Annotated in this window: 25 protein-coding genes; all 25 read left to right on the forward strand. The window is 36.4% G+C overall.

Annotated elements, in window-relative coordinates; all coding sequences use genetic code 11:
- Positions 1–8: 8 nt before the first annotated feature.
- The 25 genes from ffh (at position 9) to fliF (ending at position 23,909) form a co-directional block, all read left to right on the forward strand.
- On the forward strand, positions 9–1,355 hold the full coding sequence (gene ffh, locus BFG57_RS17285) for a signal recognition particle protein (RefSeq protein ID WP_069718751.1): 1,347 nt from the start codon (positions 9–11) through the stop codon (positions 1,353–1,355).
- A 126-nt stretch (positions 1,356–1,481) separates the two neighbouring features.
- A complete protein-coding gene (gene rpsP / locus BFG57_RS17290) occupies positions 1,482–1,754 on the forward strand; it encodes a 30S ribosomal protein S16 (RefSeq protein WP_069718752.1) in 273 nt (90 codons plus the stop codon).
- A gap of 15 nt (positions 1,755–1,769) precedes the next feature.
- Positions 1,770–2,003, forward strand: a complete 234-nt coding sequence (locus BFG57_RS17295; RefSeq protein WP_069718753.1) for a KH domain-containing protein — start codon at positions 1,770–1,772, stop codon at positions 2,001–2,003.
- A 280-nt stretch (positions 2,004–2,283) separates the two neighbouring features.
- Positions 2,284–2,691 (forward strand): YlqD family protein, encoded by a 408-nt coding sequence (locus tag BFG57_RS17300; protein WP_069718754.1) that lies wholly within the window; start codon positions 2,284–2,286, stop codon positions 2,689–2,691.
- Positions 2,688–3,203: a ribosome maturation factor RimM gene (gene rimM, locus BFG57_RS17305; RefSeq protein WP_069718755.1), complete on the forward strand. Its 516-nt coding sequence runs from the start codon at positions 2,688–2,690 to the stop codon at positions 3,201–3,203. The genes BFG57_RS17300 and rimM overlap by 4 nt, the downstream gene beginning before the upstream one ends.
- A gap of 1 nt (position 3,204) precedes the next feature.
- Positions 3,205–3,936, forward strand: coding sequence for a tRNA (guanosine(37)-N1)-methyltransferase TrmD (gene trmD, locus BFG57_RS17310; protein WP_069718756.1), 732 nt, complete (start codon positions 3,205–3,207; stop codon positions 3,934–3,936).
- Between the two features lie 142 nt (positions 3,937–4,078).
- Positions 4,079–4,423 (forward strand): 50S ribosomal protein L19, encoded by a 345-nt coding sequence (rplS, locus tag BFG57_RS17315; RefSeq protein WP_069718757.1) that lies wholly within the window; start codon positions 4,079–4,081, stop codon positions 4,421–4,423.
- A 202-nt stretch (positions 4,424–4,625) separates the two neighbouring features.
- Entirely contained in the window at positions 4,626–5,174 is a 549-nt protein-coding gene (gene lepB, locus BFG57_RS17320; RefSeq protein ID WP_069718758.1) for a signal peptidase I, read from the forward strand.
- A 78-nt stretch (positions 5,175–5,252) separates the two neighbouring features.
- Positions 5,253–6,107 carry a ribosome biogenesis GTPase YlqF gene (ylqF, locus tag BFG57_RS17325; RefSeq protein WP_069718759.1) on the forward strand — a complete coding sequence of 285 codons (855 nt, stop codon included), beginning with the start codon at positions 5,253–5,255 and terminating at the stop codon, positions 6,105–6,107.
- Positions 6,108–6,185: 78 nt separating this feature from the next.
- A complete protein-coding gene (locus tag BFG57_RS17330; RefSeq protein ID WP_069718760.1) occupies positions 6,186–6,953 on the forward strand; it encodes a ribonuclease HII in 768 nt (255 codons plus the stop codon).
- Positions 6,954–7,143: 190 nt separating this feature from the next.
- A complete protein-coding gene (locus BFG57_RS17335) occupies positions 7,144–9,300 on the forward strand; it encodes a hypothetical protein (protein WP_069718761.1) in 2,157 nt (718 codons plus the stop codon).
- Positions 9,297–9,578 (forward strand): EscU/YscU/HrcU family type III secretion system export apparatus switch protein, encoded by a 282-nt coding sequence (locus BFG57_RS17340; protein ID WP_069718762.1) that lies wholly within the window; start codon positions 9,297–9,299, stop codon positions 9,576–9,578. Before BFG57_RS17335 ends, BFG57_RS17340 begins: the two co-directional genes overlap by 4 nt.
- Before the next feature lie 206 nt (positions 9,579–9,784).
- A complete protein-coding gene (sucC, locus tag BFG57_RS17345; protein ID WP_069718763.1) occupies positions 9,785–10,945 on the forward strand; it encodes an ADP-forming succinate--CoA ligase subunit beta in 1,161 nt (386 codons plus the stop codon).
- 18 nt (positions 10,946–10,963) lie between these two features.
- On the forward strand, positions 10,964–11,866 hold the full coding sequence (gene sucD, locus BFG57_RS17350) for a succinate--CoA ligase subunit alpha (RefSeq protein ID WP_069718764.1): 903 nt from the start codon (positions 10,964–10,966) through the stop codon (positions 11,864–11,866).
- A gap of 162 nt (positions 11,867–12,028) precedes the next feature.
- Positions 12,029–12,811 (forward strand): DNA-processing protein DprA, encoded by a 783-nt coding sequence (gene dprA, locus BFG57_RS17355; protein ID WP_245676789.1) that lies wholly within the window; start codon positions 12,029–12,031, stop codon positions 12,809–12,811.
- Between the two features lie 138 nt (positions 12,812–12,949).
- Complete coding sequence (topA, locus tag BFG57_RS17360) at positions 12,950–15,028, forward strand: type I DNA topoisomerase (RefSeq protein WP_069718766.1); 2,079 nt, start codon at positions 12,950–12,952, stop codon at positions 15,026–15,028.
- Positions 15,029–15,399: 371 nt separating this feature from the next.
- Positions 15,400–16,704, forward strand: a complete 1,305-nt coding sequence (trmFO, locus tag BFG57_RS17365) for an FADH(2)-oxidizing methylenetetrahydrofolate--tRNA-(uracil(54)-C(5))-methyltransferase TrmFO (RefSeq protein WP_069718767.1) — start codon at positions 15,400–15,402, stop codon at positions 16,702–16,704.
- A gap of 69 nt (positions 16,705–16,773) precedes the next feature.
- The gene (xerC, locus tag BFG57_RS17370; protein ID WP_425388530.1) at positions 16,774–17,670 is read left to right on the forward strand and encodes a tyrosine recombinase XerC; all 897 of its coding nucleotides are present in this window, start codon (positions 16,774–16,776) and stop codon (positions 17,668–17,670) included.
- A gap of 192 nt (positions 17,671–17,862) precedes the next feature.
- On the forward strand, positions 17,863–18,408 hold the full coding sequence (gene hslV / locus BFG57_RS17375; RefSeq protein WP_083249322.1) for an ATP-dependent protease subunit HslV: 546 nt from the start codon (positions 17,863–17,865) through the stop codon (positions 18,406–18,408).
- A gap of 15 nt (positions 18,409–18,423) precedes the next feature.
- Entirely contained in the window at positions 18,424–19,818 is a 1,395-nt protein-coding gene (gene hslU, locus BFG57_RS17380) for an ATP-dependent protease ATPase subunit HslU (RefSeq protein ID WP_069718769.1), read from the forward strand.
- 58 nt (positions 19,819–19,876) lie between these two features.
- The gene (gene codY, locus BFG57_RS17385; RefSeq protein WP_069718770.1) at positions 19,877–20,656 is read left to right on the forward strand and encodes a GTP-sensing pleiotropic transcriptional regulator CodY; all 780 of its coding nucleotides are present in this window, start codon (positions 19,877–19,879) and stop codon (positions 20,654–20,656) included.
- A 450-nt stretch (positions 20,657–21,106) separates the two neighbouring features.
- Entirely contained in the window at positions 21,107–21,493 is a 387-nt protein-coding gene (gene flgB, locus BFG57_RS17390) for a flagellar basal body rod protein FlgB (RefSeq protein ID WP_069718771.1), read from the forward strand.
- Positions 21,494–21,495: 2 nt separating this feature from the next.
- The gene (gene flgC / locus BFG57_RS17395; RefSeq protein ID WP_069718772.1) at positions 21,496–21,948 is read left to right on the forward strand and encodes a flagellar basal body rod protein FlgC; all 453 of its coding nucleotides are present in this window, start codon (positions 21,496–21,498) and stop codon (positions 21,946–21,948) included.
- Between the two features lie 20 nt (positions 21,949–21,968).
- Positions 21,969–22,274 (forward strand): flagellar hook-basal body complex protein FliE, encoded by a 306-nt coding sequence (gene fliE / locus BFG57_RS17400; RefSeq protein ID WP_069718773.1) that lies wholly within the window; start codon positions 21,969–21,971, stop codon positions 22,272–22,274.
- Between the two features lie 57 nt (positions 22,275–22,331).
- Positions 22,332–23,909: a flagellar basal-body MS-ring/collar protein FliF gene (fliF, locus tag BFG57_RS17405; protein WP_069718774.1), complete on the forward strand. Its 1,578-nt coding sequence runs from the start codon at positions 22,332–22,334 to the stop codon at positions 23,907–23,909.

The following is a 23,909-nucleotide window of genomic DNA, read 5'->3' on the forward strand; positions in this document are numbered from 1 at the left end:
CGGCATAAATGGCATTTGAAGGTTTAGCCGACCGACTGCAAAATACGATACAGAAGATACGTGGTAAAGGAAAAGTCACAGAGGAAGATGTAAAGTTAATGATGCGAGAAGTGCGTCTTGCACTTCTAGAAGCGGATGTTAACTTTAAAGTGGTAAAAGACTTTATTAAACGTGTCAAAGAGCGGGCTGTCGGTCAAGAAGTTATGGAAAGCTTGACCCCAGGACAGCAAGTTATTAAAGTCGTTCATGAAGAGCTTACTGCATTAATGGGCGGCGAACAAAGTAAGATTGCTGTTAGCAACCGTCCACCGACAGTAATTATGATGGTTGGTTTGCAAGGTGCTGGTAAGACGACTACGACTGGAAAACTTGCAAATTTGCTTCGGAAAAAACACAATCGTAAACCACTGTTAGTTGCAGCGGATATCTATCGTCCTGCAGCAATTAAGCAGCTTGAAACACTAGGTAAGCAATTGAGCATGCCAGTGTTCTCATTAGGTGATCAAGTCAGTCCTGTTGAAATTGCCAAACAAGCAGTTGCAAAGGCAAAAGAAGATCACCATGACTACGTTATCATTGATACTGCTGGTCGCTTACATGTCGATGAGAAGCTGATGAATGAACTTCAAGAAGTAAAAGAAGTGACGTCACCAGATGAAATTTTTCTCGTTGTCGATGCGATGACAGGTCAAGATGCTGTCAATGTAGCTGAGAGCTTTAATGAACAACTTGATCTAACGGGAGTTGTGTTAACAAAGCTTGATGGTGATACTCGTGGTGGTGCGGCACTGTCCGTTAAGTCTGTAACAGGTACACCGATTAAGTTTGCTGGTATGGGTGAAAAGCTTGATCAGCTTGAGGATTTCCATCCTGAGCGAATGGCGTCTCGTATCCTCGGTATGGGCGATGTGATGACGTTAATTGAGAAAGCACAAGCAACTGTTGATGAGGATAAGGCTAAGGAACTTGAACAAAAAATGCGTTCAATGAGCTTTACTTTTGATGATTTTCTTGAACAGCTTGGACAAGTTCGGAATATGGGACCTTTAGACGAATTGATCAATATGATCCCAGGTGCTAGCAAAATGAAAGGGTTGCAAAATGCTCAAATTGATGAGAAGCAGCTCGGTCATGTCGAAGCTATTATTCAGTCGATGACAAAGGAAGAGAAACAACACCCTGAAGTCATCAATTCTAGTCGTAGAAAACGTATTGCAAAAGGTTCTGGTACATCTGTACAAGAAGTTAATCGTCTGTTAAAACAGTTTGAAGATATGAAAAAAATGATGAAACAGATGACGAACATGCAAAAAGGCAAAAAGAAAAAAGGCGGCTTAAAATTCCCGTTTATGTAAAGAAAAGCGGAGAAAGCTTGCAAATATCACTTTTTTTAAAGGTGTTAAATAATTTTACTTTACAAACACTCTAGGTATCTGATAATATCTAGACTTGTGTGAAAATTACTCGGAGGTGCTTTAATAATGGCAGTAAAAATTCGTTTAAAACGCATGGGTGCTAAAAAATCCCCATTCTATCGTTTAGTAGTAGCAGATTCTCGTTCACCACGTGATGGACGTTTCATCGAGGAAATTGGAACTTATAATCCAGTTGCAAAACCAGCAGAAGTAAAAATTGATGAAGAAGCAGCACTTAAATGGCTTCAAAATGGTGCAAAACCTTCTGATACGGTTCGTAACCTATTATCAGAAGAAGGCATCATGGAGAAGTTCCACAACGCTAAATTAAGTAAGTAATGTTGTGTGATAGTGATGGAAGAACTGATTAAAACAATCGTTCAATCACTCGTTGATTTTCCTGATGAGGTTCAAGTGAACGAAGAGATTAGAAGTAAAGAAATTACTTATAATCTCTCTGTTCATAAAGATGACATGGGGAAGGTTATTGGTAAACAAGGACGAGTTGCAAAAGCGATTCGAACTGTCGTTTACGCAGCAGCATCAGCTGAACAAAAGCGTGTATATCTTGAAATCGTTGACCGTTAAGCAATGCATTCTTTAATAAGAACGTTTGCTTATAATGGTTATTAAGGGAAAAGGGTGAGGGGAAACCTCTCCCTTTTTTCACATTTAAAGGCAAGTAAATATAGTGATTAAAAGTATCTAATGATTATTTTTAGGTTACATATGATTTTGCCAAACTATTACGAGGCATTGTGAATACGAAAAGTGCTCGACTTTTTCAATGGTATGTATTGTTTACTCTTTGCTTTTCATTAATAAAATACTATGTTCTTTCGCAAGCTAGCGAGTAACGAGGTGTGAGATGAAAATTATTAAATCTGTTTCTGTCAACTATGTGTTAACTGAAAACATGAAATCTGAACTACTTCGTAAGTATCAAACTCAATCTGCTATTCATGAAAGAGCGTGTGAACAGCTTCTTTTTGAGGAAAAAAAGCTAGCAAGAAAATACAAAAATCAAAAAAATACAGTTGTTGAAAAAATCTCCGAAGAATTAAAGGAGAGGAAAGCTTCGATTAATAATATCATCTTTAAACGTGAGCAATTAAACAAGCTTGAAATTGGAAGCGAGATACAAGTTAAAGATGTTGATTCAATTGTTGAAGTGAATGAAGGTGACAACTGGGATGAATTAATGCATAACGAAACCATCGTTATCAAAGATGGGATCGTTCAAGAGATACGTTGTACAGGAGGTGTAAACGAATGAGCGAATGGTTAAAGGTAGGTAAGATTGTCAATACGCACGGTGTTCGTGGAGAAGTACGTGTTATTTCGTCAACCGATTTTGCGGATGAGCGATATGTACCAGGTAATGTACTGTATTTAGAGCATCCTAACCAAAGTGATATGTTGCCCTTAACAATTACTTCCCATCGTCAACATAAATCATTTGATCTATTAAAGTTTGATGGCTATCCGAATTTAAACGATGTTGAGCCATTTAAAAATGGGATACTGAAAGTTTCTAAAAATGAACGCGTTGAACTTGAAGAAGATGAATTTTATTATCACGACATAATAAACTGTGAAGTCATCACTGAAGATGGTGAAAAATTAGGTGTTATTAAAGAAATTCTTTCACCAGGTGCAAATGATGTGTGGGTTGTGAAAAGGAAAGGTAAAAAGGACCTTCTATTGCCTTATATCGAGGACGTAATTAAGGATGTTAACATTCATGATAATATTATTACAATACATTTAATGGAGGGACTAGAGTAGGATGAAGATTGATGTACTTACCCTATTTCCTAACATGTTTTCTGGAGTGTTTGGTGAATCTATTTTACAAAAAGCTCAGGATAAAGGTGCAGTCACATATGATGTGCATGATTTCAGAGAATACTCTACACACAAACATCGCAAAGTAGACGATTATCCTTACGGAGGGGGAGCGGGTATGGTGTTAACCCCTCAACCTTTATTTGATGCAATTGAAAAATTAACAAATGAAGGGGAAACTAAACCACGAGTTGTATTAATGTGCCCTCAAGGAGAACGTTATACACAGAGTAAGGCAGAGCAATTTGCAAAAGAAGAACACCTCATCTTCGTTTGTGGCCATTATGAAGGGTACGATGAGAGAATTCGTGAGCACCTTGTTACTGATGAGGTATCAATAGGTGATTATGTGTTAACTGGTGGTGAGCTGGCATCTATGGTTGTGATCGATAGTGTTGTCAGGTTGCTTCCTCAAGTATTAGGTAACGAAGTATCACACCAAGATGACTCTTATAGTTCAGGTTTGCTTGAACATCCTCAATATACTAGACCTGCGAATTTTAGAGGTATGACTGTTCCAGAAGTTCTATTGTCGGGTAATCATGCAAAGATAGATGAATGGAGACGGCAACAGTCACTAAAGCGTACATATCATCGTAGGCCTGATTTATTTGATGAGTATCCTCTGTCAGATAAGGACAAAGATTATTTAGAACAATTGGAAAAAGAATAATAAATTCTCTTGCAAGGATATTGTAATTGTGCTATGATATTTTTTGTGCTTAAGTGAAACGCACTTAAGCTTTGAAAACGATGTTCCGCTGCAATGATACAAAAGGCATTGACATGAGCATTGGTTGGAAGGAGTGAAAATGATGCAAAAGCTAATTGAAGAAATTACACAAGAGCAATTGAAATCTGATTTACCTGCGTTCCGTCCGGGAGACACAGTTCGCGTACACGTGAACATCGTTGAGGGAAGCCGTGAGCGTATTCAGGTATACGAAGGTGTAGTAATCAAACGTCGTGGTGGCGGTATCAGCGAAACATTTACTGTACGTAAAGTTTCTTATGGTGTTGGTGTTGAACGTACATTCCCTGTACATACGCCAAAGATTGCGAAACTAGAAGTTATCCGTCGCGGTAAAGTTCGTCGTGCGAAACTTTATTACCTACGTAACCTACGTGGTAAAGCGGCTCGTATTAAAGAAATTCGATAAAGTAAACAAAAAGGAGCTTGTAGTTCATTACAAGCTCCTTTTTCGCAATAATAATTAATGACAGTAACGAATACCTAATAGAAGATATTGTTTTTCTATACATTGGTGAAAAAGGTGTTATCAGAAGAAATGGTAAACATTAACATAAATCATCAGTACATGTTATAATGAAAAATAACTTTTAGATGGTGGAGGATTCATCATGGCCAAAGGGAAGAGTGAAACGTGGGAATGGGTTAAAGCATTATTGATTGCTGTAGCTTTAGCAGCAATTATTCGTTATTTTTTCTTTGCACCAATCGTTGTAGATGGGTTATCAATGATGCCAACACTTCATGACCAAAATCGAATGATCGTGAATAAGTTTAACTATTCAATTGGTAAGCCACAGAGGTTTGACGTTGTCGTATTTGAAGCAACAGAGGATAAAGATTATATTAAACGAGTTATTGGTCTCCCAGGTGATCATGTTGCCTATAAAGATGATGTATTATACATTAATGGAGAGCAGATGAATGAACCATATTTAGATGAACTAAAGAAAGACGTCGAAGGCAATTTAACGTATGATTTCACACTAGAAGAGTTAACTGGTTTTGATGTCGTTCCTGAAGGTGAATTGTTTGTGTTAGGAGATAACAGGCGATTTAGTAAAGATAGCCGAATGATCGGAACAATTCCAATGGAACGAATCATTGGAGAGGCACAGCTCGTATATTGGCCATTAAAAGACGTCGTATACATGCACTAATAATAGGTAGCAATGCGAATATTTAGAACACTAGATGATTACTGTTTGCTATCAGTGGAAATAAGCAGGTGATAGAAAATGACTATTCAATGGTTTCCAGGACATATGGCAAAGGCCCGTCGCCAAGTTCAAGAGAAATTAAAACTAATCGATGTTGTTATCGAATTAACAGATGCAAGAATTCCTCAATCTTCAAGGAACCCGATGGTTGATGAGATGGTTAATAATAAACCTAGGTTACTATTATTAAATAAATCTGATATGGCTGATGATAAAGTTACATCACAATGGATTAAATATTATGCAGAGCAAGGTATTCAAGCGCTTCCTGTTAACGCATTAAAAGACAAAGGGAAGCAAGAAATTATTCAAGCATGCCAAGAGCTCATGAAAGAAAAACATGAGAAATTAAGAGCAAAAGGTATTATAAAACCTCGAGCAGTAAGAGCCTTGATATTAGGGATTCCTAATGTAGGAAAATCAACATTAATTAATCGCCTTGCTAGTAAGAATATCGCAAAAACCGGTGATAAACCTGGTGTAACGAAGGCACAGCAGTGGATTAAGGTTGGGAAACAGTTAGAGCTTTTAGATACACCAGGAATTCTATGGCCAAAGTTTGAGGATGAACTAGTCGGCTACAAGCTTGCAGTTACAGGGGCAATTAAAGATGAGTTACTCGATTTTCAAGATATCTCTGTATTCACACTTCGATATTTGGCTAATTATTATCCTGATAAATTAATTGAGCGTTATAAGTTAGATGAAATTCCAGAAGATATTGTGAAACTTTTTGATGATATCGGAACGAAGAGAGGCTGTTTGATGAGTGGTGGGCTCGTTGATTATGACAAAACAGCTGAAATTATATTACGTGATGTCCGTTCAAATAAGCTTGGACATTTAAGTTTTGAACGACCAAACGAAAAATAAAGGCATGCGAATTGTTCGCGTGCCTTTATTTTTCATGTTTTTTGTCGATATAGATGATACAGAAGGAATGAATGTGGAATGCAAAAACTAACGATTAAAGAAATTGAAGAGAAATTGTTTTCAAACGAACTTTCTAGTTTAGAAATACAAAAGTTATACAAAGATGAACGAAAAGGTGTACAACGTTTACTTAATAAGAAAGAACGTTTAGAGGAAGAAGAACACCTCTTGAAACAACAATATGAAAGCATGTCAATGTATGAGAATCAGTGCCGGTCATTAAATTATAAATGGATAGCAGGGATTGATGAGGTGGGCCGTGGGCCGCTTGCAGGGCCAGTAACGGCTGCTGCAGTCATATTATCAGAGGACGCTTATATAGCGGGGTTAAATGATTCAAAGACCCTCAGTGAAGCGAAGAGAGAGACGTTATATGAAGAGATTATGAAATCAGCTATTTCGGTTAGTGTACAGATGGTAGATGCTTCAAAAATTGACGAGATTAACATTTATCAAGCGGCTAAGCATGCAATGAAGCAAGCGGTAGAAACGTTAGATGTTAAACCTGATTATTTACTCGTAGATGCAATGGAAATCGCCTTGCCAATCCCACAACGTTCAATTATAAAAGGGGATGCAAATAGTGTATCAATTGCTGCTGCTTCAATTGTAGCAAAAGTAACAAGGGATCGATATATGAAAGAGCTAGGAGTTAAATATCCAGAGTATGGATTTGAAAACCATATGGGTTACGGAACGAAACAACATTTAGAAGCGATCGAAAAAATCGGTGTTATAAATGAACACAGAAGAACATTTTCACCTGTGCAGAAATTTGTCGAATGACATAAAGGAACGGTCGTAATAAAATTGACTAATACTGAATGTGGAATATTCTGGGTGATAATGCTCGGACTTTTAAGGGGATGTGTTAAGTCCCCTCCTCAAAAATGATTAAACTTGACTAAGTAATTTGATGTAAGTGTTCAAGAGTTAATTGATATGTAAGAGAGCCTATGTAAAAGGGGAAAAGACAATGAACATTAACAATTTACAGTCTCTAATAAAGAGCAAGCAACCAATACAACGAGACATACGTACATTTAAGGCTGGCCAAATTGTTCAAGGGAAAGTGGAACGTTTTTTTCCAAAACATGTTGCGCTTGTGCAAATTGGAAAGAATAAAATATATGCACAGCTCGAAACAGCATTGCAAACAGATAAGAGGTATTGGTTTCAAGTGCAACAGAATGATCAATTACTTGAATTAAAAGTAATTGATAAGTCAATTTCTCAGAATGATAATACGATTAAGCAAGGACAAGCAAATCAAACCCTTTTAAAGCAATTTGGGATAGCTCTTACAAAAGAAAATCAATTACTTATTCAGCACCTTACCAATGAAGGATTACCATTTACGAAAGAAAATCTTAAACTTGCTAGTGAATGGTTAAAAAGTACTAATGATGTGGATAAAGCACTCCGATCAATTCAGACGATGCTTGAAAGGAATCTACCCTTTACAAAAACTATATTTCAAAGTTTAACAGCCTATTATAGCGATCAACCCATTTCAACCGAACTAAAGGAGTTATTGCAACAGCTTAACCAAATGAACAATCAAACATCAACAACTCGAGGTTTACAGTTATTATTAACACAGCTGATAGGAAAAGAGTCTACTAATTTTTCCAAGTTAGAAGGCACTTATCAGTTACTAGAAAAATGGGTAAATGGAACCAATGATGAGCAACGACTTATTCAATCAATATTCAGAAAACTCGGTGTTTTTGGTGAGAAGAGTAACGAGAAAGTGCAGGCGGAACTTACCCAAGTTTTACGACAGCTCTTAACTAATTTAAAATCTGATCCCCTTTTATTACGAGATACACTACCTGAATTGCTTAAACATGTAGAAAAATTAGCTGATAAGCAGTTGAAATATCAGACAATAGAGCTTTTCATGAATCGAATTTTCGCTAATAATAAAGAGCTTCAAAGTAGTGTTAACCGTATTGTTAACTCGTTCTCAAATAAGCCATTGACAGCTAGTGAAGCAGAATTGTTATTGCAGATACAGACAAAACCTTCTAAAGAGGAACGAGCATTAGCTTTAATTCGAATATTATTTTCATCTCTTAAAGAAAGTTCACAACAACAGGGTGCATATAATTTGCTGCAAAGAAGTGGTATTACGCCTCTTTCGATGTCTACTAACGAAGCAATGAGACTCGTTCAGCAACATTTGTCACAAGTATTGCAACAACCTTCAGAGCTTAAGGAGTCACTAGGGCAGTATAACGTAAATGCTTACAAAAATGAAAAAGTACTTATCCAAAATGTCCTTCATGCTATTGAAACAGATGTAACAGCAAACTCACAAAAGCGAGCTATTGAGCTATTAGTTGGAACGATAATGAAGGGTTTACATACAGAGAAGCAACCACCACTATTGTCAGCTCTTATGTTAAGTGTGGAAGAAGTAGATGTGTTGTTTTCTTTACAAAAAGAAATAGTAACTGATCTTTCCTTTGATAATGTTAGAGAAACAGTGAAGTCACTTCGACAAATCTTTTCTTTGTTAGGATTAAATCATGAAAACGTATTGTTTAGACAAACTCATGAAAGTGTAGTAACACAAGAGCAACTTCAAAATATGAAGGCACTACTATTGAGAATGAATCAAGAAAATTTACCTCAACCGATACAAGAGCGAGCAGAACAATTACTGCAACGGTTAACAGGTCAGCAATTAATTTCATTAGAACAAAATGGACCAATCCAGCATAGTTATATGCAAATCCCATTGACTTTGGGTCGTCATTCAACAGATTTACATATGCAATGGAGTGGAAGAAAGCGAAAAAATGGAAAAATCGACTCAGAATTTTGTCGTGTACTCTTCTACCTAAACTTAGAGCATTTGAAGCAAACAGTTGTAGACATGAAGGTTCAACAACGTGTTATGAGTATCGAAATCTATAATGAAACAGAACAATTAGATGTTTTAACGAAATTAATGGAGCCACTATTAAAGGAGAATCTTGAAAAACTTGGATATATATTGTCACACTTAAAGGTTATTAAACCTAAGGATGAACGAAATATAAAATTAAACCCCCATTTACCTGTAAAACATCCTGAAGTTAAGATGAATCGAAATTCCTATACTGGAGTGGATTTTAAAATATGAAACATAACAACGAACAACGAATACAAGCTGTCGCTTTAACGTATAAAGAGAAAACCGAGAATTCACCTAAAGTGATTGCAAAGGGGAAAGGTGTCGTTGCTGAGAATATAATTGAAACAGCAAAGTCATCTAATATCCCCATTCAAGAAGACCCATCACTAGTAGAACTTCTCGGTAAATTAGAGATAAATGAAACTATTCCAGAAGACCTCTATCAGGCTGTTGCAGAAGTTTTTTCGTTTGTTTATAGGTTAGACCAAAATATGGATAATGAGTGAAATCGAATGCGCAAATACGTTTGCTATTCGATTTTTTTATGCTATTTTCGACATGTAATAAGTAAATCCGTTTCATTTTGCGATAATTCTAGTTTTTTTAAAAATTGATATCATTGTTTTATGTAGAAATCTAGACAGCGGGCAACTTATTACTTACAATGAATAACGTAAGTCTTTTGTACATACATACGATAGGAGGATGGAGAATGAATATCCATGAGTATCAGGGAAAAGAAATCCTCAGAAAATATGGGGTAGCAGTTCCAAATGGTAAAGTTGCGTTTTCAGTGGATGAAGCAGTAGAAGCTGCTAAAGAACTAGGAACTGACGTCACTGTAGTCAAAGCGCAAATTCATGCAGGTGGTCGCGGTAAAGCAGGGGGAGTTAAAGTCGCGAAAAACTTGGATGAAGTTAAAGCATATGCAGATGAAATTCTCGGTAAGACACTTGTTACACATCAAACAGGTCCTGAAGGTAAGGAAGTTAAGCGCTTGCTTATTGAAGAGGGATGTGACATTAAGAAAGAATATTATGTAGGTCTTGTACTTGACCGTGCAACTTCACGTATCGCAATGATGGCTTCAGAAGAAGGCGGTACAGAAATTGAAGAAGTGGCAGAAAAAACACCAGAAAAAATCTTTAAAGAATATATTGATCCAGTTGTAGGATTACAAGGTTTCCAAGCACGTCGCTTAGCGTTCAACATCAATATTCCAAAAGAATTAGTTGGTCAAGCAGTTAAGTTTATGATGGGATTATACCGCGTTTTCGAAGAAAAAGATTGTTCAATTGCTGAAATCAATCCACTTGTTACAACAGGTGATGGTAAAGTAATGGCACTTGATGCAAAATTGAACTTTGATTCAAACGCATTATATCGTCAAAAAGATATCTTAGAGTACCGTGACCTTGATGAAGAAGATACAAAGGAAATTGAAGCGTCAAAATATGATCTTAGTTACATCGCTCTTGATGGTAACATTGGTTGTATGGTAAATGGTGCAGGTCTTGCTATGGCAACAATGGACATCATTAAGCACTATGGCGGTGACCCGGCTAACTTCCTAGATGTTGGGGGCGGTGCAACAGCTGAGAAAGTTACAGAAGCATTTAAAATTATCCTTTCTGATAAAAATGTAAAAGGAATTTTCGTTAATATCTTCGGTGGTATCATGAAATGTGATGTTATTGCACAAGGAGTAGTAGAAGCAACGAAACAAGTTGGTTTAGAGCTTCCACTCGTTGTACGTCTTGAAGGTACTAACGTAGATCAAGGTAAGAAGATTCTTCAAGAATCAGGTTTGAATATAACTGCAGCAGAATCAATGGCTGACGGAGCAGAAAAGATCGTATCTCAAGTAAAATAGAAAGGCGGGGTAGGTAAAATGAGCGTTTTCATTAATAAAGACACAAAAGTTATCGTGCAAGGGATTACTGGTTCAACTGCACGTTTCCATACAAGCCAAATGCTTGAATATGGTACGAAAATTGTCGGTGGTGTAACACCTGGTAAAGGTGGTAGTGAAGTAGAAGGAGTGCCTGTATTTGATACAGTATCTGATGCTGTCGAAAAAACAGGTGCAACAGCATCAGTAATTTATGTACCACCAGCATTTGCTGCAGATGCAATCATGGAAGCTGTTGATGCAGACATGGACCTTGCAATTTGTATTACAGAAGGTATTCCAGTTAATGATATGATTAAAGTTAAGCGTTTTATGGAAGGTAAGAAAACTCGTCTTGTTGGGCCAAACTGCCCAGGAGTTATTACTCCAGAAGAGTGTAAAATTGGTATTATGCCTGGTTACATTCATAAAAAAGGTCATGTTGGTGTTGTATCACGTTCTGGTACGCTTACATATGAAGCAGTTCATCAGCTATCTGAAGCAGGTATTGGTCAATCAACGGCTGTTGGAATTGGTGGCGATCCTGTTAATGGTACAAATTTTATTGATGTATTAAAAGCTTTCAATGAAGACGAAGATACGTATGCAGTTATCATGATCGGTGAGATTGGTGGTACAGCTGAGGAAGAGGCAGCAGAGTGGATTAAAGCAAATATGACTAAACCTGTAGTTGGCTTTATAGGTGGACGCACAGCGCCTCCAGGTAAGCGTATGGGCCATGCTGGTGCCATTATCTCTGGTGGAAAAGGTACAGCAGACGAAAAGATTCGCGTTATGAATGAATGTGGTATCCAAGTTGCTGAAACACCATCAGTAATGGGAGAAACATTAATTTCTGTTATTAAAGAAAAAGGCATCTACGATAAATGTAAAACGCACTAATTTATACATGAAGACCTCCGTTATCGGAGGTCTTTTTAAGAACATATATTCTATTTTAAGGGGTGGATAAAACTGAATGAACGTGAAAGATTAATCTATGTACATAGTTGTCAAGGGGTATATTGGAGTACATTAAAACGGTTTATTACTTATGACAGAACGTTGAAATTTCTTGATAACGTTAGTGAATCAGATTTAGGAACATATTTTCAAATGAGACCAAATCAAATACGCCAATTTCTACAGTCATTCCATTCAAATAATCCTCAACAGCTTTTATCTTCTTGTAAACAAAAGGGTGTAAAAATCATTACTTTATTTGATAACGAGTTTCCTCTATTATTAAGACAAATATTTGATCCACCTTGGGTACTATATGCAAAGGGTAAGTTAGAAATATCTTGTCGTAAAAAGTCGATTGGTGTAGTAGGTTCTCGAACACCGACTACAAATGCTGTCGAATCATTGAGAAAAATTCTTCCTGATTTAATAGACAATGAGTATATGATTACAAGTGGTTTAGCGTATGGAGTGGATACTTTGGCACACAAAATCACCTGTGAGTTCAATGGAGACACAGTAGCGGTTATAGGTTCTGGATTTGACTATATTTACCCAAGAAAACATATTTCTTTCTCCGAAACACTTGCCAAACACCATCTTCTTCTGTCAGAATATCCACCATACACACGTCCGCAAAAGTGGCATTTTCCAGCTAGAAATCGTATTATAAGTGGTTTAACGAGAGGTGTTCTCGTCGTTGAAGCAAAAAAAAAGAGCGGATCACTCATAACTGCTGATCAAGCTCTTGAACAAGGAAGAGAAGTTTTTGCAATACCAGGGTCAATTCATGAACCAAATGCAGAAGGAACAAATTTTTTAATACAACAAGGTGCAAAACTTGTACAAAATTCAACTGACATATTATCGGAATTGACGGAATAATCACATATAAAATAGTTAAAAAAGGGCAAAAAAAACGCAATTTGATTGAAAAATTAAGAAATGATGTTTGACAAAACGTGAAAAAGTATTTAATAATAGTTAAGATTTTACTTTACCTCTTTGGGGGGACTATTCGTTATGGCAGATTATCTTGTTATCGTTGAATCACCAGCTAAAGCAAAGACGATTGAACGATATCTTGGAAAAAAATACAAAGTAAAGGCGTCTATGGGTCATGTTCGTGACTTACCAAAAAGTCAGATGGGCGTCAATGTTGAAAATCAATTTGAACCAAAATATATTACAATTCGAGGCAAAGGCCCCGTTATGAAAGAATTAAAAACAGCTGCAAAGAAAGCAAAAAAAGTCTTTCTTGCAGCCGATCCCGATCGCGAAGGGGAAGCAATTGCATGGCATCTCGCTCATAGTTTAAATATTGATGAGCATTCAGACTGTCGGGTTGTATTTAATGAAATTACGAAAGATGCGATTAAAGAATCATTTAAACACCCACGAGCGATTAATATGAATCTTGTGGATGCTCAACAGGCACGACGAATTTTAGATAGACTCGTTGGATATAACATTAGTCCAATTCTTTGGAAAAAGGTTAAAAAGGGTCTTAGTGCTGGTCGTGTACAATCGGTTGCTCTACGTTTAATCATTGATAGAGAAAAAGAAATTAAAGATTTCCAACCAGAAGAATATTGGACAATTAAAGCGCTGTTAAATAAAGATGGTGAAGAGTTTGAAGCAAACTTTTACGGTGTAGACGGTAAAAAGACAGAGCTAAAGACAAAAGAAGATGTTGATCGTGTATTACAGCAATTAAAAGGTGAAGCGTTCCAAATTGAAAGTGTAAAAAAGAAAGAGAGAAAGCGTAACCCAGCACCTCCATTTACGACGTCCTCTTTACAGCAGGAGGCTGCACGTAAATTGAACTTTAGAGCAAAGAAAACGATGATGCTTGCTCAGCAACTTTACGAAGGAATCGATTTAGGTGGAAAAGATGGTACTGTTGGTTTAATTACGTACATGAGAACAGACTCAACACGCATTTCAAATACAGCTCAAGAAGAAGTAGCTAGTTTTATTGAAGAGAAGTATGGAAACGAATATATGCAACGACGTCAGCAAAGTGATAAAAAAGGTACAAAAACACAAGATGCCCATGAAGCTATACGTCCAACATCGACTTTGCGTACACCTTCTTCATTAAAAACAGTACTAAAACGTGATCAACTTCGTTTGTACAGATTGATTTGGGAGAGGTTTGTCTCAAGTCAAATGACTGCAGCGATTATGGATACAATGACAGTTAATTTAGAAGATAATGGTGTTATTTTCAGAGCTACTGGGTCTAAGGTGAAGTTCCCAGGTTTTATGAAAGTGTATATTGAAGGTAACGATGATAATAAAAAGGAAGAGGATAAGATTCTACCTAATCTAGAGGAAGGTATGAATGTTAAATCTGAAAACATCGACCCGAAACAGCACTTTACACAACCACCACCACGATATACGGAAGCACGTCTCGTGAAAACGCTTGAAGAATTAGGGATTGGTCGTCCTTCTACTTATGCGCCAACGTTGGATACGATTCAGCGAAGAAATTATGTATCATTGGATAATAAGCGCTTTATTCCAACTGAGCTTGGCGGAATTGTTCTTGATCTAGTCATGGAGTTTTTCCCAGAAATTATCGATACTGATTTTACAGCAAAGATGGAAGCAGATCTTGATGAAATTGAAGAAGGTAAAGAAGACTGGGTAAAGATTATTGATCAGTTTTACCAAGGGTTTGAAAAAAGAGTAGAAGTAGCAGATAAAGAGATGCAACAAGTGGAAATAAAAGATGAACCTGCTGGGGAAGATTGTGAAGAATGCGGGAATCCGATGGTATTTAAAATGGGTCGTTATGGAAAGTTCATGGCATGCTCAAACTTTCCTGAATGTAGAAATACAAAACCAATTATTAAAGACATCGGCATAAAGTGTCCAACTTGTAATGAAGGAAACATTGTTGAGAGAAAAAGTAAGAAAAAACGAATCTTTTATGGTTGTGACCGTTATCCAGAGTGTGAATTTCTTTCTTGGGATAAACCATTGGCACGAAATTGTCCAAAATGTTCTAATTATCTCGTTGAGAAGAAAACAAAAAAAGGTACTCAAGTGCAATGTAGTGATTGTGATTTTAAGGAAGAAGCGCAAGAATAAAAAATGTAGGGATGCGATTGATATTGTATCCCTACATTTTTTATTTTTATTATTGATTTGAATTGTATTGTTATATAGTGAAAAAATGTGTCATTTCATTGAAATCTTACGAAAATAATGATAATACTTGCTCATCAATACTCTTTCTGTTAAGATACTGTCGTCTCACATCTAGAATTGTTATGTTAACATTTGAAACTTCTTGTGATGGCATACTTTTTTACGAAATAATATTCAAAGGGATTTTAAGTAAAACATTCATTAGTAGAGTTGAACTTTTATACGTAATAGATGGTTGGTTGAAAGAATTAATTTACACGTCATAAATGAATCGTTAGTAATGAGTGGGAATGTAAGAAGGAGGAATAAAAATGACCGAACGTATAGTTAATGTCATTGGTGCTGGACTAGCTGGAAGTGAAGCAGCATGGCAAATTGCGAAAAGAGGAATTAAAGTTAATTTATATGAAATGCGACCAGTTAGACAAACACCAGCACACCATACGGACAAATTCGCTGAATTAGTTTGTAGTAATTCATTAAGGGCGAATACACTTACAAACGCTGTAGGTGTGTTAAAGGAAGAGATGAGACACTTAGATTCTGTGATTATTTCAGCAGCTGATGAATGTCAAGTTCCCGCAGGTGGGGCACTTGCTGTAGATCGTCATGAATTTTCACAACTTGTCACTGAAAGAGTGAAGAATCATCCGAACGTCACTGTATATAATGAAGAGGTAAAGGAAATTCCTGCTGGAGTAACTGTTATCGCTACAGGTCCACTAACTTCAGATGAATTGTCAGCGAATTTGAAACAATTGACAGGTGAATATCTTTATTTCTATGATGCAGCAGCACCAATTATTGAAAAAGATAGTATCGACATGGAGAAAGCATATTTAAAATCCCGATACGATAAAGGTGAAGCAGCATATATAAATTGCCCGATGAATGAAGAAGAATTTGACCGATTTTATGAAGCGTTGATTGCTGCAGAAACAGTTCCATTAAAAGAGTTTGAAAAAGAAATATTTTTTGAAGGTTGTATGCCAATTGAAGTAATGGCTTCACGTGGAAAGAAAACGATGCTGTTTGGCCCAATGAAACCTGTTGGACTTGAGGATCCTCGTACAGGGAAACGACCGTACGCAGTCGTGCAATTGCGTCAAGATGATGGAGCTGGAACGTTGTATAATATCGTTGGGTTTCAAACGCATTTGAAATGGGGACCGCAAAAAGAGGTGCTCAACTTGATTCCAGGGCTTGAAAATGCTGAGATTGTCCGTTACGGTGTGATGCATAGAAATACGTTTATCAACTCTCCTAACTTGTTGAAAAAGACATATCAATATAACGATAGAGATGATTTATTTTTTGCAGGTCAAATGACAGGCGTTGAAGGATATGTAGAATCAGCAGCTTCTGGTTTAGTAGCAGGTATTAACGCGGCTTTAGTAGCGGTAGGGAAAGAACCACTTGTATTTCCAGCAGAATCTGCAATTGGAAGTATGGCCCGTTATATAACTGAGGCTAATCAGAAAAACTTCCAGCCTATGAATGCAAATTTCGGACTTTTCTTACCTTTAGAAAAGAAAATTCGAAACAAAAAAGAACGTAATGAAGCATTGGCAAATCGAGCGGTGGAAACAATTCAGAATTTTTCCAAAAATGTTTGAGATTACATTGCAATTGGTGAGCATTCTATGATACCATTTAGAAGCCTAAAAGAGGTGTGAAAATTGGGGATACAAAAAGAACAAATTCGCTCATTCATTGAATATTTGCAAATTGAAAAAAATTGTTCACCATATACGCTTGAGTTTTACGAAAAAGACATTGATGACTTTGTTCGTTTTATGAAGCAGCAGGAACTTACCAGTTTTGCTGCTGTTTCTCATTTTACAGTGAGACTCTACTACACCCATTTACATGAGAAAAAGTATGCCAGAAAAACAGTTGCACGTAAAATTTCAGCATTAAGAAGTTTCTTTCGCTTCTTAGTACGTGAAGTAGAAGTTGAGGAAAATCCATTTATTTATGCTGCTCTCCCTAAAAATGAGAGACAGTTACCGAAATTTCTATATATGGAGGAATTAGAGCAACTATTTTCTGTATGTGATCTTTCTACACCATCTGGTCAACGTGATCAGGCGATATTAGAGATGTTATATGCAACTGGAATGCGAATTAGTGAATGTTGTGCACTACGAATTTCAGATGTTGACTTTTTTGTAGGTACAGTTTTAGTGAAAGGGAAAGGGCGAAAGGAACGTTATATACCGTTCGGCTCTTTTGCTGAGCAAGCTTTACATCGTTATATTGATCAAGGAAGGCGAAATTTTTTGCAAAAGGCTTCAGACGAGCACAACTTCCTTTTTGTAAATTCACGCGGAAAACGACTTACAGAAAGAGGCATTCGATACATCTTAAGCAAGCTTGTTGAGAAGGCAAGTCTAACGATTAAGGTCAGCCCACACATGTTAAGACACACTTTTGCAACGCATTTATTAAACGAAGGTGCTGACTTAAGATCTGTTCAGGAATTGTTAGGGCATGAGCACCTTTCGACTACACAGACTTATACTCATGTAACGAAAGAACATTTGCAAAAGGTTTATATGAATCATCACCCTCGTGCATAATTTAAGTAGGAATATCATTTTTTATAATAAGGTCCATGTCACAATTGCAGTAATTTTATAGTTCTAGCTATTAGTTAGATGAAATAAATGATGTGACACAGACATGTTAAAAGAGAATAGCAATCGCTTTATTTTTCTATATTTGCAAGCGATTTGAACTCTAGTGATGCATGTTAATAAGGAGGTAAAATCTTGGAACAAACTTTCCATGCGACAACAATTTTTGCAATTCACCATAATGGTCAATGTGCAATGGCGGGAGATGGGCAAGTTACATTTGGCAATGCAGTTGTAATGAAACATTCTGCTCGCAAAGTTCGTAAGTTATATCAAGGGAAAGTAATTGCAGGATTTGCTGGTTCCGTTGCAGATGCTTTCACCCTTTATGAAAAGTTTGAGGGAAGGCTTGATGAATATAACGGTAACTTAAAACGAGCTGCAGTTGAACTTGCTAAAGAATGGCGAAGTGACAAAGTACTACGACGATTAGAAGCGATGTTGATTGTGATGAACAAAGAGGACATATTGTTAGTTTCGGGCACTGGTGAAGTCATTGAACCGGACGATGGTATTTTAGCGATTGGATCTGGTGGGAACTATGCTCTTTCAGCAGGAAGGGCTCTTATGAAACATGCTGGTGAACATTTAACTGCAAAAGAAATCGCGCGAGCATCACTTGAAACGGCTGGAGAAATTTGTGTATATACAAACGATCAAGTGATCGTTGAAGAATTGTAAAGTGGAGGGATTGAAATGAAACAATCATTGACCCCTAGACAAATTGTCGGAAAGCTTGACCAATTCATTATTGGACAAAAGCAAGCAAAGCGAGCGGTTGCAGTTGCGCTTCGTAATAGATATCGTCGAAGCTTACTTCCTGAAGAATTACGTGACGAGGTAGTCCCTAAAAATATCATTATGATTGGACCAACTGGTGTAGGGAAGACGGAGATTGCTCGTCGTTTAGCGAAGCTTACTGGTTCTCCTTTTGTGAAAGTGGAAGCTACAAAATTTACTGAGGTTGGTTATGTAGGACGTGATGTTGAATCGATGGTACGTGATTTAGTTGAAACGTCTGTACGAATTGTAAAAGAAGGAAAAATGAATCAAGTTAAAGAAAAAGCTGAAAAAAACGCAAATAAAAGAATTGTTGAGCTACTTGTGCCTCAAAAGAAAAAACAAGCAAAATATAATAATCCGCTTGAAATGTTGTTTGGGAATCAGACTGGTCAACAAGAGGAAGAATCAACTACAGATGATCAAAATATTCGCTCTGAGCGTCAAAGAATGGAACATCAACTTGCATTAGGTGAACTTGAAGACCATATGATCAATGTTGAAGTCGAAGAACAACAGCAAAATTCGATGTTTGATATGCTGCAAGGTTCTGGCATGGAGCAGATGGGCATGAATATGCAAGATGCGTTAAGCGGATTAATGCCAAAACGAAAAAAACGTCGTAAGCTAACAGTTAAAGAAGCAAGAAAAGTTTTAACTCAAGAAGAAGCACAAAAGTTGATTGATATGGATGAGGTATCACAAGAAGCGGTTATAAAAGCAGAACAATCAGGAATTATCTTTATTGACGAAATCGATAAAGTAGCAGGTAAAGGCCAACAGTCCGCTGATGTTTCGCGAGAAGGTGTGCAAAGGGATATACTACCGATTGTTGAAGGTTCTACAGTAAATACGAAGTACGGACCAATCAAGACTGACCACATATTGTTTATTGCAGCGGGTGCTTTTCATATGGCAAAACCTTCTGATTTAATACCAGAGTTGCAAGGTCGTTTTCCGATCAGGGTTGAGCTTGAAAAACTAACTGTTGAGGATTTCATGCGTATATTAATAGAGCCAGATCATGCAATTATAAAACAATATCAAAGTTTATTAGGTACTGAAGGAATAAATGTTGAATTTTCTGACGATGCTATTCATAAGATTGCGATGATCGCACATGAAGTGAATCAAGAAACAGAAAATATTGGTGCAAGACGGCTACATACAATATTAGAACGCCTTTTAGAAGAGCTTTCATTTGAAGCACCTGATGTAACTATGGATAAAATTACGATTACACCACAATATGTAGAAGAGAAATTAGGGAATATTGCGAAAAATAGAGATTTAAGTCAATATATTCTTTAGTGAATGTACTAGTAGCAATCAAACAATATATAAGGAAGCAATTAGGAGGAACACATCAATGAAATTGTTAGAGAAAACAAGAAGAATTAACGCAATGATTCAAAAGACATCGGGTAAATCTGTTAATTTTAAGGAAATGGCAGAAACGCTAAGTAATGTAATGGGAGCAAATGTGTTTGTAGTAAGTCGTCGTGGTAAACTATTAGGTTTTGCTGTCAATCAAGAGATTGAAAATGAGCGAATGAAGAAAATGCTAACGGACCGTCAATTCCCAGAAACATATACGAACAGCCTATTTAATGTAACTGAAACATCTTCAAACTTAGATATTGAAAGTGAGTATACTGCTTTCCCTGTTGAAGAAAAAGGATTATTCAGCAATGGTTTAACAACTATTGTGCCTATTAATGGGGGAGGACAACGTCTTGGTACGTTAATTCTTGCGCGTGTTGATCAAGCCTTTTCAGATGATGATTTAGTGTTAGCTGAATATGGCTCAACAGTAGTAGGTATGGAAATTCTCCATGAAAAAACAGAAGAAATTGAATATGAGGCTCGTAGTAAAGCAGTTGTACAAATGGCAATTAGTTCTCTATCATATAGTGAACTTGAAGCAATCGAACATATTTTTGAGGAACTCAATGGTAACGAAGGTCTTCTCGTAGCAAGTAAGATTGCTGATCGTGTTGGTATTACTCGTTCGGTAATTGTTAATGCGTTACGTAAGCTGGAAAGTGCTGGAGTTATAGAATCACGTTCCCTTGGTATGAAAGGTACGTACATTAAAGTATTGAATGATAAGTTCCTAAATGAATTAGAAAAACTAAAAACAAACTAAGAAAACTAATAAAACATCCGACTTTTGTCGGGTGTTTTTTCATTAGAGAAACTTTTATATTCACTCGGATGTATACTGTTTTTTAAAATCATATTTATTGATTATGTATGATAGAGTAAGGGTTTATGGCATGGTGTTTATTCAATGATGATAGTGTAAACTAACAATCATCTAGGTATTTGTAGTAATATCGAAATGGGAAAAAAGCTTAGAGATTATGTCGAAACATCATTTGTTGATTTTCAAAATAATGAAACATAAGTTTTAAAAGGAAACATTACCTAAATGTATATATAATACCTTAATTAGGAAGTAGTGCTTTACGACGATTTATAGATTTGATAAGAGGATTGTATAGACATGCAATATGCTATAACTTAAAATGAAAACAGAGATTAAAGTATAAAAATAGATAATTCGCTCAGATATTGTCGAGTAAGGGGGTTGAAGATGAATTTATTTTCAAACAACGTAATAAGTAAGTTGGAAACGTCACTTTCTTATTCTGCGGCTAAGCAACGTGTGATTTCCAACAATATCTCAAATGTCGATACACCAAACTATAAAGCGAAAAGTGTCTCTTTTAAAGATGAATTTCATAGGCAGCTTCAAGCAAAACGTACGGATGTACGACATAATGAATTTATATCAAATTCGAACCAATCATATGCAATTCGTTCGATGAACAATACTTCATATAATCACAATGGGAATAATGTCGATATTGATAAAGAAATGGCTGAAATGGCAAAAAATCAAATTTACTATGATGCTCTTGTTGAACGATTGAATGGCAAGTTCAGAGGATTGCAGCAAGCAATCAAAGGAGGACAATAACAATGACAGTATTTCATAGCTTGAACACCTCTGCTTCAGCATTAACAGCTCAGCGCTTTCGTATGGATGTTATTTCTTCTAACTTAGCGAATGCCGATACGACGCGAGCCAATTTTGAAAATGGTGAGTGGCAGCCCTATCGACGAAAAATGGTAGAGTTTAAACCGAATGAAGGGAAGTTTTCAAACTATTTATCTGTAGCAGTTGGAAATTCTAAGTCACAAGGACAAGGTGTTAAGGTAAGTGCTGTAACAGAAGATGAGGCAGCATTTAAACTCGTATACAACCCTAGTCATCCTGACGCAAATGATGAAGGTTATGTTCAGTATCCCAATGTTGATCCTTTACAAGAAATGATTGATTTAATGAGTGCAACACGTTCTTATGAAGCGAACGTAACTGCTTTAAATGCATCAAAAAATATGTTGATGAAAGCATTAGAAATTGGGAAGTAAAGAAGTAAGGAGAATAGATGATGAAAACGACAAACTTTCAGCCTGTAACTCATATTCTTAAACCACAGCAAAATCAAATGAAAAAGATTACACCTGCTGAAGCACAATCACAGTTTTCTACGGCTTTCAAACAAGCACTTGATAACGTGAATGAAACACAAATAAAGTCGGATGAAATGACAACCAAGTTCATAAAAGGTGAAATAACAGATCTACATACTGTAATGATTGCATCTCAAAAAGCTAGTGTTACTAGAACACTAACGGTTGAAGTTCGTGATAAAGTAATTGAAGCATACCGTGAAATAATGCGCATGCAAGTATAATAGCTTTTATAACATGATTATACATAGAAATAGAACAAGCGTTAGTCGGGGGAAATTATGAATGAAAAGTTACTTCAAATAAAAAATAGAATACTAGATTTTTGGAATGGTAGAACTAACATTCAAAAGGTATTAATGATCGGTTCATTTGTATTTGTAATAGCACTTATTATTATAGTAACAACATACGCATCTAGACCGAATCTTGTTCCTTTGTATACTAACTTAACAGCTCAAGAAACTGGGCAAATCAAGGAACAATTGGATACAAAGGGAATTAAATCTGAAATTCGTGATAATGGTACAACAATTTACGTTCCAGAGTCTCAAGCAGACGTTTTAATGGTTGAATTGGCAGCAGAAGGTATACCAAACAGCGGGAACATAGATTATTCCTTTTTTGGACAAAATGCAGGCTTTGGTATGACAGATAATGAATTCAGAGTTATGGAGACTGCTGCAATCCAAACTGAATTAGCAAAATTAATTAGTGGGATTGATGGGATTGAAAATGCAAATGTAATGATTAGCCAACCGGAAGAAAATGTATTCTTAAGTTCAGATGAACAAACAGCAACTGCTTCTGTAGTTATTAAACAAGAACAAGGCTATCGATTTACATCAGAACAAATTCAGTCCTTATATCATCTCGTTTCGAAAAGTGTTCCTAATCTACCTACTGAAAATATCGTCATTATGAACCAGATGTTTGAGTATTTTGAGCCAGAAAATTCAAATAATACTCCATCGGTAGGAGAAACTTATGTTCAACAACAAAGTATTAAAGAAGATATCGAGAAAGACCTTCAAAGAGAAGTACAGAAAATGCTTGGAACAATCATGGGTTATGATAAAGTTGTAGTTTCTGTTACGACTGATGTTGATTTCACGAAAGAAAATCGTGAAGAAAACATCGTTCAACCTGTAAGTGAGGATCTTGAATCCATTGCTGTTAGTGTTGAGAAGATTGAAGAAACGTATACTGGCAATGGAGCGGTAGTAGGTGGAGAGGTTGGAACTGGTCAAGGAGATATTCCTAATGTCGCTGAGATAGATGATGAAGATAATGGGAATTATGAGAGAACTGAAGAACGGATTAATAGTGATTTTAACCGTATAAGAAAAGAAATCTCTGAAAGTCCTTACAAAATTCGAGATCTTGGCATTCAAGTGATGGTTGAGCCACCTAATCCAGATGATGACACGTCTTTACCACAAGAACGTATTGATGATATTCAACAATTATTAACAACTATGGTAAGGACAACGGTTGATGATGATTTTGTTGCTCAAATGTCAGATGAAGAACTTGATAGTAAAGTATTTGTTTCTGTTCAAAAATTTAATGGTAAGGTTGAATTTCAACCTGAAGGGGTAGCAATCCCAACATGGGTATATATTGCTGCGGGTATACTGTTCACGTTACTTGTAATTGCAATCGTACTCATTATGCGCCGTAGAAGATTAAATCAAAGTGAAGTTGAAGAAGAACTACCTGTATTCGAAGAGCTTCCAGATTTAAGTCAGGAGCCTGAGACTGAAGGTATGGCAAGACGTAAACAATTAGAAAAATTAGCGAAAGAAAAGCCAGATGAATTTGCCAAGTTATTACGTTCATGGTTAGCAGATGATTAG

This window comes from Bacillus solimangrovi, from assembly GCF_001742425.1.
Classification (GTDB): domain Bacteria; phylum Bacillota; class Bacilli; order Bacillales; family Bacillaceae_N; genus Bacillus_AV; species Bacillus_AV solimangrovi.

Bases quoted from the DNA above. Each gene is read 5' to 3' on its own strand.
- ffh (WP_069718751.1), top strand. From the start codon at position 9: ATGGCATTTGAAGGTTTAGCCGACCGACTGCAAAATACGATACAGAAG.
- rpsP (WP_069718752.1), top strand. From the start codon at position 1,482: ATGGCAGTAAAAATTCGTTTAAAACGCATGGGTGCTAAAAAATCCCCA.
- BFG57_RS17295 (WP_069718753.1), top strand. From the start codon at position 1,770: ATGGAAGAACTGATTAAAACAATCGTTCAATCACTCGTTGATTTTCCT.
- BFG57_RS17300 (WP_069718754.1), top strand. From the start codon at position 2,284: ATGAAAATTATTAAATCTGTTTCTGTCAACTATGTGTTAACTGAAAAC.
- rimM (WP_069718755.1), top strand. From the start codon at position 2,688: ATGAGCGAATGGTTAAAGGTAGGTAAGATTGTCAATACGCACGGTGTT.
- trmD (WP_069718756.1), top strand. From the start codon at position 3,205: ATGAAGATTGATGTACTTACCCTATTTCCTAACATGTTTTCTGGAGTG.
- rplS (WP_069718757.1), top strand. From the start codon at position 4,079: ATGCAAAAGCTAATTGAAGAAATTACACAAGAGCAATTGAAATCTGAT.
- lepB (WP_069718758.1), top strand. From the start codon at position 4,626: ATGGCCAAAGGGAAGAGTGAAACGTGGGAATGGGTTAAAGCATTATTG.
- ylqF (WP_069718759.1), top strand. From the start codon at position 5,253: ATGACTATTCAATGGTTTCCAGGACATATGGCAAAGGCCCGTCGCCAA.
- BFG57_RS17330 (WP_069718760.1), top strand. From the start codon at position 6,186: ATGCAAAAACTAACGATTAAAGAAATTGAAGAGAAATTGTTTTCAAAC.
- BFG57_RS17335 (WP_069718761.1), top strand. From the start codon at position 7,144: ATGAACATTAACAATTTACAGTCTCTAATAAAGAGCAAGCAACCAATA.
- BFG57_RS17340 (WP_069718762.1), top strand. From the start codon at position 9,297: ATGAAACATAACAACGAACAACGAATACAAGCTGTCGCTTTAACGTAT.
- sucC (WP_069718763.1), top strand. From the start codon at position 9,785: ATGAATATCCATGAGTATCAGGGAAAAGAAATCCTCAGAAAATATGGG.
- sucD (WP_069718764.1), top strand. From the start codon at position 10,964: ATGAGCGTTTTCATTAATAAAGACACAAAAGTTATCGTGCAAGGGATT.
- topA (WP_069718766.1), top strand. From the start codon at position 12,950: ATGGCAGATTATCTTGTTATCGTTGAATCACCAGCTAAAGCAAAGACG.
- trmFO (WP_069718767.1), top strand. From the start codon at position 15,400: ATGACCGAACGTATAGTTAATGTCATTGGTGCTGGACTAGCTGGAAGT.
- hslU (WP_069718769.1), top strand. From the start codon at position 18,424: ATGAAACAATCATTGACCCCTAGACAAATTGTCGGAAAGCTTGACCAA.
- codY (WP_069718770.1), top strand. From the start codon at position 19,877: ATGAAATTGTTAGAGAAAACAAGAAGAATTAACGCAATGATTCAAAAG.
- flgB (WP_069718771.1), top strand. From the start codon at position 21,107: ATGAATTTATTTTCAAACAACGTAATAAGTAAGTTGGAAACGTCACTT.
- flgC (WP_069718772.1), top strand. From the start codon at position 21,496: ATGACAGTATTTCATAGCTTGAACACCTCTGCTTCAGCATTAACAGCT.
- fliE (WP_069718773.1), top strand. From the start codon at position 21,969: ATGAAAACGACAAACTTTCAGCCTGTAACTCATATTCTTAAACCACAG.
- fliF (WP_069718774.1), top strand. From the start codon at position 22,332: ATGAATGAAAAGTTACTTCAAATAAAAAATAGAATACTAGATTTTTGG.